Origin of the sequence: Pseudomonas sp. FeS53a (assembly GCF_000931385.1) — a bacterium.
Classification (GTDB): Bacteria; Pseudomonadota; Gammaproteobacteria; order Pseudomonadales; family Pseudomonadaceae; genus Metapseudomonas; species Metapseudomonas otitidis.
In genome coordinates this window covers 124,461-130,851 of sequence record NZ_JYFT01000035.1, presented here as the reverse complement: position 1 = coordinate 130,851, position 6,391 = coordinate 124,461, and the positions used below count along the sequence as shown (strand labels likewise).

Below are 6,391 nucleotides of genomic sequence, written 5' to 3'. Positions count from 1 at the left end.
CCGGGTTCGCTGTGCTTGTTCAGCCAGTCGCGCAAGACGGCGAAGCCCGCTTTGTCGTTGGCCAGCTTGGCCTTGGTGCGGTACTTGCCGTTGGGCTGCAGGGTGGCGAGGTCAAAGGTGTGTTTGGCGATGTCGATGCCGATGACGCTGGGCATGGATTCTCCTCTCGATCCGTTCAGACGCGATCATCACTGCACCCGGCCCAACCTTGTGAATGCGAGCTCRAGGCTCTGGATACCGTTCGGGCTGTTCGAGTGAGTGTGGAGGGGCGGAGCACTATCTACGTTGCAGGCTCGCGGCCTAAGGGTGGACACGGCTTCCTATCCCTCCCCCGATGATCAGTCGGGGACTATGCCCCTGGGGTGGGGCAGTCGTCGAGATACAAGGGTGGGCTTCAGCCCACGCTGATCAACGCTGAGGGCATCAGCCGATGCCCAGGCACATGTACTTCTGCTCGATGTAGTCGTCGATGCCGTATCTGGAGCCTTCGCGGCCGAGGCCGGATTGCTTGATGCCGCCGAAGGGGGCGACCTCGGTGGAGATGAGGCCTTCGTTGACGCCGACCATGCCGTATTCGAGGGCTTCGCTGACCCGCCAGGCGCGGCCGAGGTCGCGGGTGTAGAGGTAGGAGGCGAGGCCGAATTCGGTGTCGTTGGCCATGGCGATGGCCTGCTCCTCGGTGTCGAAGCGGAAGATCGGTGCCAGCGGGCCGAAGGTCTCGTCGCGGGCCACCAGCATCTCCGGGGTCACCTCGCCGAGCACGGTGGGCTCGAAGAAGTGGCCGCCCAGGGCGTGGGGCTTGCCGCCGGCCAGGACGCGGGCACCCTTGGCGACGGCGTCGGCGATGTGTTCCTCCACCTTGGCCACGGCCTTGGCGTTGATCAGCGGGCCTTGCTGGGCGCCGTCGTCGTCGGCCGGGGCCACCTTGAGGGCGTTGACCGCCGCCACCAGGCGCCGGGCGAATTCGTCGTAGACGCCGCGCTGCACCAGCAGGCGGTTGGTGCACACGCAGGTCTGCCCGGTGTTGCGGAACTTGGAGCCGAGGGCGCCCTGCACGGCGGCGTCGAGGTCGGCGTCGTCGAAGACGATGAAGGGCGCGTTGCCGCCCAGTTCCAGGCTGACCTTCTTGATGGTTTCGGCGCACTGGGCCATCAGCAGCTTGCCGATGCCGGTGGAGCCGGTGAAGGAGAGCTTCTGCACCAGCGGGTTGCCGGTCAGTTCGGCGCCGATCTCCCGCGAGCGGGTGCCGGGGACGATGTTCAGCACCCCGGCGGGAATCCCGGCGCGCTCGCCGAGCGCCGCCAGGGCGAGGGCGGACAGCGGCGTCTCCGAGGCGGGCTTGAGCACCACGGTGCAGCCGGCGGCCAGGGCCGGGCCGACCTTGCGGGTGATCATGGCGTTGGGGAAGTTCCACGGGGTGATGGCGGCGACGACGCCTATGGCCTGCTTGATCACCACCAGGCGGCGGCCGGGCTTGTCGTGGGGGATGACGTCGCCGTAGACGCGCTTGGCCTCTTCGGCGAACCACTCGATGAAGCTGGCGCCGTAGGCGATCTCGCCCCGGCTTTCCGCCAGCGGCTTGCCCTGTTCCCAGCTGAGCAGGCGGGCCAGGTCCTCCTGGTTGGCCATGATCAGCTCGTACCAGCGACGCAGGATCGTGCTGCGCTCCTTGGCGGTGCGGGCGCGCCAGGCGGGCAGGGCGGCCTGGGCGGCGTCGATGGCGCGGGCGGTTTCCACCCGGCCGAGGGAGGCGACTTCGGCGATCAACTCGCCGTTGGCGGGGTTGGTCACGGCGAAGCGCGCGTCGTCGTCGGCTTCGATCCACTGGCCGTTCACGTAGGCCTGTTCGCGCAGCAGGTTGAGGTCATCGAGGGTCATGGTCTGCCTTCTTTCGGACGGTCGTCGCCCGTTCCCGGTGCTGCGTGCAGCACCGGGGCGGACGTTGATGGGGGAGCGGGTCGGGAATGCGGGTCAGTAGACGCTGCCGGCGCTGGACGGCGGCGCGGGCGTGCCCTTGAAGCGGCCGGCGAGGCTTTGCAGGGCCTTCATCAGCAGGCTGGTGTCGACGCCGACGGCGACGAAGCTGCAGCCCAGCTCCAGGTAGCGGCGGGCCAGGGCCTCGTCGGCGCTGAGGATGCCGACGGCCTTGCCGGCGCGGCGGATGCGGGTGATGGCGTCCTCGATGGCGGCCTGCACCTCGGGGTGGCCGGGGTTGCCGCGATGGCCCATGGCGGCGGAGAGGTCGGCCGGGCCGATGAACACGCCGTCGACGCCCTCCACGGCGGCGATGGCGTCGAGGTTGGCCAGGCCGTCGAGGTTCTCGATCTGCACCAGCAGGCACATCTGTTCGTCGGCCTTGTCCAGGTAGCCGGGGATGCTGTTCCAGCGCGAGGCACGGGCCAGGGCGCTGCCGACGCCGCGGATGCCGGAGGGCGGGTAGCGCATGGCACGCACCAGTTCGGCGGCCTGGGCGGCGGAGTCCACCATGGGCACCAGCAGGGTCTGCACGCCGATGTCCAGCAGTTGCTTGATCAGCACCGGGTCGCCGATGGGCGGGCGGATGATCGGCTGGGCAGGGTAGGGCGCCACGGCCTGCAACTGGCCGAGCAGGCTGCGCAGGTCGTTGGGGGCGTGCTCGCCGTCGATCAGCAGCCAGTCGAAGCCGGCGTTGGCGGCCAGCTCCGCGCAGTACGGGTCGGCCAGGCCGAGCCACAGGCCGACCTGGGCCTCACCGGCCAGGAGGCGTTGCTTGAAGGTGTTGACGGGCATGTCCATGGGGACTCCTCGTGGGCGGTGGTTCAGACGAAGCGGCAGGCAATCGAGCCCAGCTGGTCGTAGTCGACATGGAAGGTGTCGCCGGGGCGGGCGGCCACCGGGCGGGTGAAGGAGCCGCCGAGGATGATCTGCCCGGCTTCCAGGGTGACCTCGTAGGGCGCCAGCTTGTTGGCCAGCCAGGCGACGCCCTTGGCCGGGTGGTTGAGCACGGCGGCGGAGACGCCGGATTCCTCGATCACGCCGTTGCGGTAGAGCACGGCGGGCACGCGGCGCAGGTCGATCTCGGTGGGGCGCACGGCGCGTCCGCCCATCACCACGCCGGCGTTGGCGGCGTTGTCGGAGATGGTGTCGAAGACCTTGCGGGTGGCCTGGGTCTCCGGGTCCACCTGCTGGATGCGGGCGTCGATGATCTCCAGGGCGGGGATGACCCACTCGGTGGCGTCGAGCACGTCGAACAGGGTGACGTTCGGCCCGCGCAGCGGCTTGCCGAGGACGAAGGCCAGCTCCACTTCCACGCGGGGGACGATGAAGCGCTCGAAGGGGATGTCGGTGCCTTCGTCGAAGAACATGTCATCCAGCAGCGCGCCGTAGTCCGGCTCGGTGATGTTGGAGGACACCTGCATGGCGCGGGAGGTGAGGCCGATCTTGTGGCCCACCAGCTTGCGCCCGTCGCTGATCTTCTGCGCCACCCAGGCGCGCTGGATGGCGTAGGCGTCTTCGATGGTGATGCCGGGGTGGTCCAGGGAGAACTGGCGGATCTGCTGCCGCGAGCGTTCGGCGGCGTCGAGTCGGGCGGCGGCCTGCTGGATCAGGGTGGCGTCGAGCATGGTGGGGTCTCTCTTAGCGTGGATTGACCAGGGCGGCGGGGGTGCGCAGCACCAGTCCGGCGCCGAGGGCGATGAAGAAGGCCAGGACGAACAGCGCGAGGCTGGCGCTCTGGGTGGTGTCGCGCATCCAGCCGATGAGGTAGGGCGCGAGGAACGAGGCGATGCTGCCGAAGGAGCTGATGAGGCCGATGCCGGCGGCCTGGGCCTTGTCGGAGAGGAAGGCCGGCGGCAGTTGCCAGAACATCGGCAGGGCGGCGCTGGCGCCCATGCCGGCGATGATCAGGCCGGCCAGCACGGGGATCGCGCTGGTGGGCGCGAGGCCGCTGCTGGCGATGCCCACGGCGCACATCAGCAGCGGCACGCTGAGGTGCCAGCGGCGTTCGCGGTGGCGGTCCGAGGAGCGGCCGCAGGCGAGCATGAAGAACACCCCGGCGAGGTAGGGCACGGCGCTGAGCAGGCCGACCTGGCTGTCGCGGGCGACGCCGGCGCCGTGGATCAGGGTGGGCATCCAGAAGGCCAGGGTGTTCACCGCGAGCATCACGGCGAAGTAGATGGCCACCAGCAGCCAGACGTGGCGGTCGCGCAGGATGCCGGCGAAGGAGGTGATCGGCTTGCGCTGTTCCTCCTGGGCCATGTCTTCGCGCAGCTGGCGCTTCTGGGCGTCGTCGAGCCAGGCGACGTCATCGAAGCGCTCCGGCAGGCGCGCCCAGACCAGCAGGCCGAGCAGCACCACGGGGGCGCCTTCGAGGAGGAACATCCACTGCCAGCCGCGCAGGCCGAGGGCGTCGTGGAAGCCTTCGAGGATGGCGCCGGACAGCGGCCCGCCGATGACCCCGGCCATGGGCACGGCGATGGCGAACAGAGCCGTGATCTGCGCGCGGCGGCGGGCCGGGTACCAGCGGTTGAGGTAGACGAGGATGCCGGGGAAGAAGCCGGCCTCGGCGACCCCCAGCAAAAAGCGCAGGACGTAGAAGCCGGTGGCGCCCTGCACCAGGAACATGCTGGTGGAGAGCACGCCCCAGACCACCATCAGGGTGGCGATCCAGCGGCGCGGGCCGACGCGGTCGAGGGCGAGGTTGCTGGGCACGCCGAACAGGGCGTAGGCGATGAAGAACAGGCCGGCGCCGAAGCCGTAGACGGTGTCGCTGAACTGCAGGTCGGCGCTCATCTGCATCTTGGCGAAGCCGATGTTGATGCGGTCCAGGTGGGCGAACAGGTAGCACACCAGCAGCAGCGGCATGAGCCGCCAGGTGACGGTGCGGTGGGTGGTGTCGCGGGTGGCGTGGTCAGCGCCGGTGGGGCAGGCGGTGTGGGCGGTGCTCATGGTCTTGTACTTCTTGTTGGGAGTCGCGTCGGGGTGCGCGGCGCGGGGCGTTGCCACCCCGCGCCGGCGGTGGGCCGGGGGTCAGCCGGCCTGGCCCTTGAGGAAGGCGTGCACGTTGTTGAGCTTGTAGTTGAGCTCGGCGTCCAGCTCGGTCATCTCGAAGGAGAGGGCCAGCAGGCGCCGGGCCTGGAGCGCGGCGAAGTGGCCGCTGATCACCTCGAACAGCGCATCGGCCACCTGGCGGCGGGTGGCCAGGTCGCGGCCGGCGCCCACCTTCAGGGTCATGTGGACGAAGGCGTAGTCGTGCTGGCCGTCGGCCATGCGCCAGGTGTCCAGGCGCACGGCACGGCTGCGGATGCCGCCGAGGGGGAAGACCCCGGAGGCGCCCAGGCAGGCGTGGACCTTCTCGAACAGGCCGGGCAGGTCGGCCTCGGCTTCGATGTTGTGGGTGTATTCGGCGATGAAGTGCGGCATGGCGCGGTCCTCAGAGGCGGCTGCCGGTGGGGTTGCCGCCGGGGTTGGAGGCCTGGGCGGCGGGAATGGCCGAGCCGTCCTGGGGGGTGACCGGGAAGATGGCGTTGATCTGGCCGGTGCCGGAGGAGCCGAAGTAGGGGGTCACGACCTCTGCCTTGCCGTCGTACTTCGACCAGCCGAGGGCGCCGAGCAGCATGGCGGTGTCGTGCATGAAGCCTTCGCCATGACCCTTGACGGCGTACTCGGGGAGCATGGCGCAGAAGTCTTCCCATTCGCCGTCCTTCCACATCTGCACCACGCGGTGGTCGAGGGTCTCCAGGAAGGGGCTCCAGACCTTGGTGGCGAACTCGGGGGCCTGGCCGTTCTGGGCGAAGCGGTGGGACAGCGAGCCACTGGCGAGGAAGGCGACGTTGCCGTCGTAGTGCTTCTCCACGGCCTGGCGCATGGCCCAGCCGAGGCGGGCGCTGTCGTTGAGGTAGTGGGAGGTGCACAGGGCGGAGACGGAGATGACCTTGAAGTGGCGGTCGGTGTTCATGTAGCGCATGGGCACCAGGGTGCCGTACTCGGGGGCGAGGGTGGTGGCGTCGTGGGCCATGGTCTCCACGCCCAGGCGGTTGCATTCCTCGGCCAGCAGGCGGCCCAGCTCGGGGTTGCCGGGGAAGGCGTAGTCCATATTGCTGATGAAGTGCGGCAGTTCGTTGCTGGTGTAGAGCCCTTCGAACTGGGCGGCGCAATTGACGTGGTAGTTGGCGTTGACCAGCCAGTGGGTGTCGAACACCACGATGGTGTCGACGTTCAGTTCGCGGCAGCGGCGACCGATCTCGATGTGCCCGTCGATGGCGGCCTGGCGGAAGCCGTGGCGCGGGCCGGGCAGCTCCGACAGGTACATGGAGGGGACGTGGGTGATCTTGGCAGCCAGAGCAACGTTGCCCATGACGGTTCTCCTGGTGGCGGGCGCCTGGTGGGGCGGCCGGGATTCTTGTGGTTGTGG

Annotated in this window: 6 protein-coding genes; all 6 read right to left on the bottom strand. The window is 69.3% G+C overall.

Annotated features, from left to right (window positions below):
* Positions 1-423: 423 nt before the first annotated feature.
* The 6 genes from SZ55_RS10300 to hpaD all read right to left on the bottom strand — a co-directional run bounded on the left by SZ55_RS10300 (position 424) and on the right by hpaD (position 6,334).
* Positions 424-1,878 carry an NAD-dependent succinate-semialdehyde dehydrogenase gene (locus SZ55_RS10300; protein WP_044405211.1) on the bottom strand — a complete coding sequence of 485 codons (1,455 nt, stop codon included), beginning with the start codon at positions 1,876-1,878 and terminating at the stop codon, positions 424-426.
* 93 nt (positions 1,879-1,971) lie between these two features.
* Complete coding sequence (hpaI, locus tag SZ55_RS10295) at positions 1,972-2,775, bottom strand: 4-hydroxy-2-oxoheptanedioate aldolase (protein WP_044405209.1); 804 nt, start codon at positions 2,773-2,775, stop codon at positions 1,972-1,974.
* 23 nt (positions 2,776-2,798) lie between these two features.
* On the bottom strand, positions 2,799-3,602 hold the full coding sequence (hpaH, locus tag SZ55_RS10290; RefSeq protein ID WP_044405206.1) for a 2-oxo-hept-4-ene-1,7-dioate hydratase: 804 nt from the start codon (positions 3,600-3,602) through the stop codon (positions 2,799-2,801).
* 13 nt (positions 3,603-3,615) lie between these two features.
* Positions 3,616-4,926 carry an MFS transporter gene (locus SZ55_RS10285; protein ID WP_044405203.1) on the bottom strand — a complete coding sequence of 437 codons (1,311 nt, stop codon included), beginning with the start codon at positions 4,924-4,926 and terminating at the stop codon, positions 3,616-3,618.
* Between the two features lie 81 nt (positions 4,927-5,007).
* A complete protein-coding gene (locus SZ55_RS10280; RefSeq protein WP_044405200.1) occupies positions 5,008-5,400 on the bottom strand; it encodes a 5-carboxymethyl-2-hydroxymuconate Delta-isomerase in 393 nt (130 codons plus the stop codon).
* Positions 5,401-5,410: 10 nt separating this feature from the next.
* Positions 5,411-6,334: a 3,4-dihydroxyphenylacetate 2,3-dioxygenase gene (gene hpaD / locus SZ55_RS10275; RefSeq protein WP_044405197.1), complete on the bottom strand. Its 924-nt coding sequence runs from the start codon at positions 6,332-6,334 to the stop codon at positions 5,411-5,413.
* Between the last annotated feature and the right edge of the window lie 57 nt (positions 6,335-6,391).

Bases quoted from the DNA above. Each gene is read 5' to 3' on its own strand.
- SZ55_RS10300 (WP_044405211.1), bottom strand. From the start codon at position 1,878: ATGACCCTCGATGACCTCAACCTGCTGCGCGAACAGGCCTACGTGAAC.
- hpaI (WP_044405209.1), bottom strand. From the start codon at position 2,775: ATGGACATGCCCGTCAACACCTTCAAGCAACGCCTCCTGGCCGGTGAG.
- hpaH (WP_044405206.1), bottom strand. From the start codon at position 3,602: ATGCTCGACGCCACCCTGATCCAGCAGGCCGCCGCCCGACTCGACGCC.
- SZ55_RS10285 (WP_044405203.1), bottom strand. From the start codon at position 4,926: ATGAGCACCGCCCACACCGCCTGCCCCACCGGCGCTGACCACGCCACC.
- SZ55_RS10280 (WP_044405200.1), bottom strand. From the start codon at position 5,400: ATGCCGCACTTCATCGCCGAATACACCCACAACATCGAAGCCGAGGCC.
- hpaD (WP_044405197.1), bottom strand. From the start codon at position 6,334: ATGGGCAACGTTGCTCTGGCTGCCAAGATCACCCACGTCCCCTCCATG.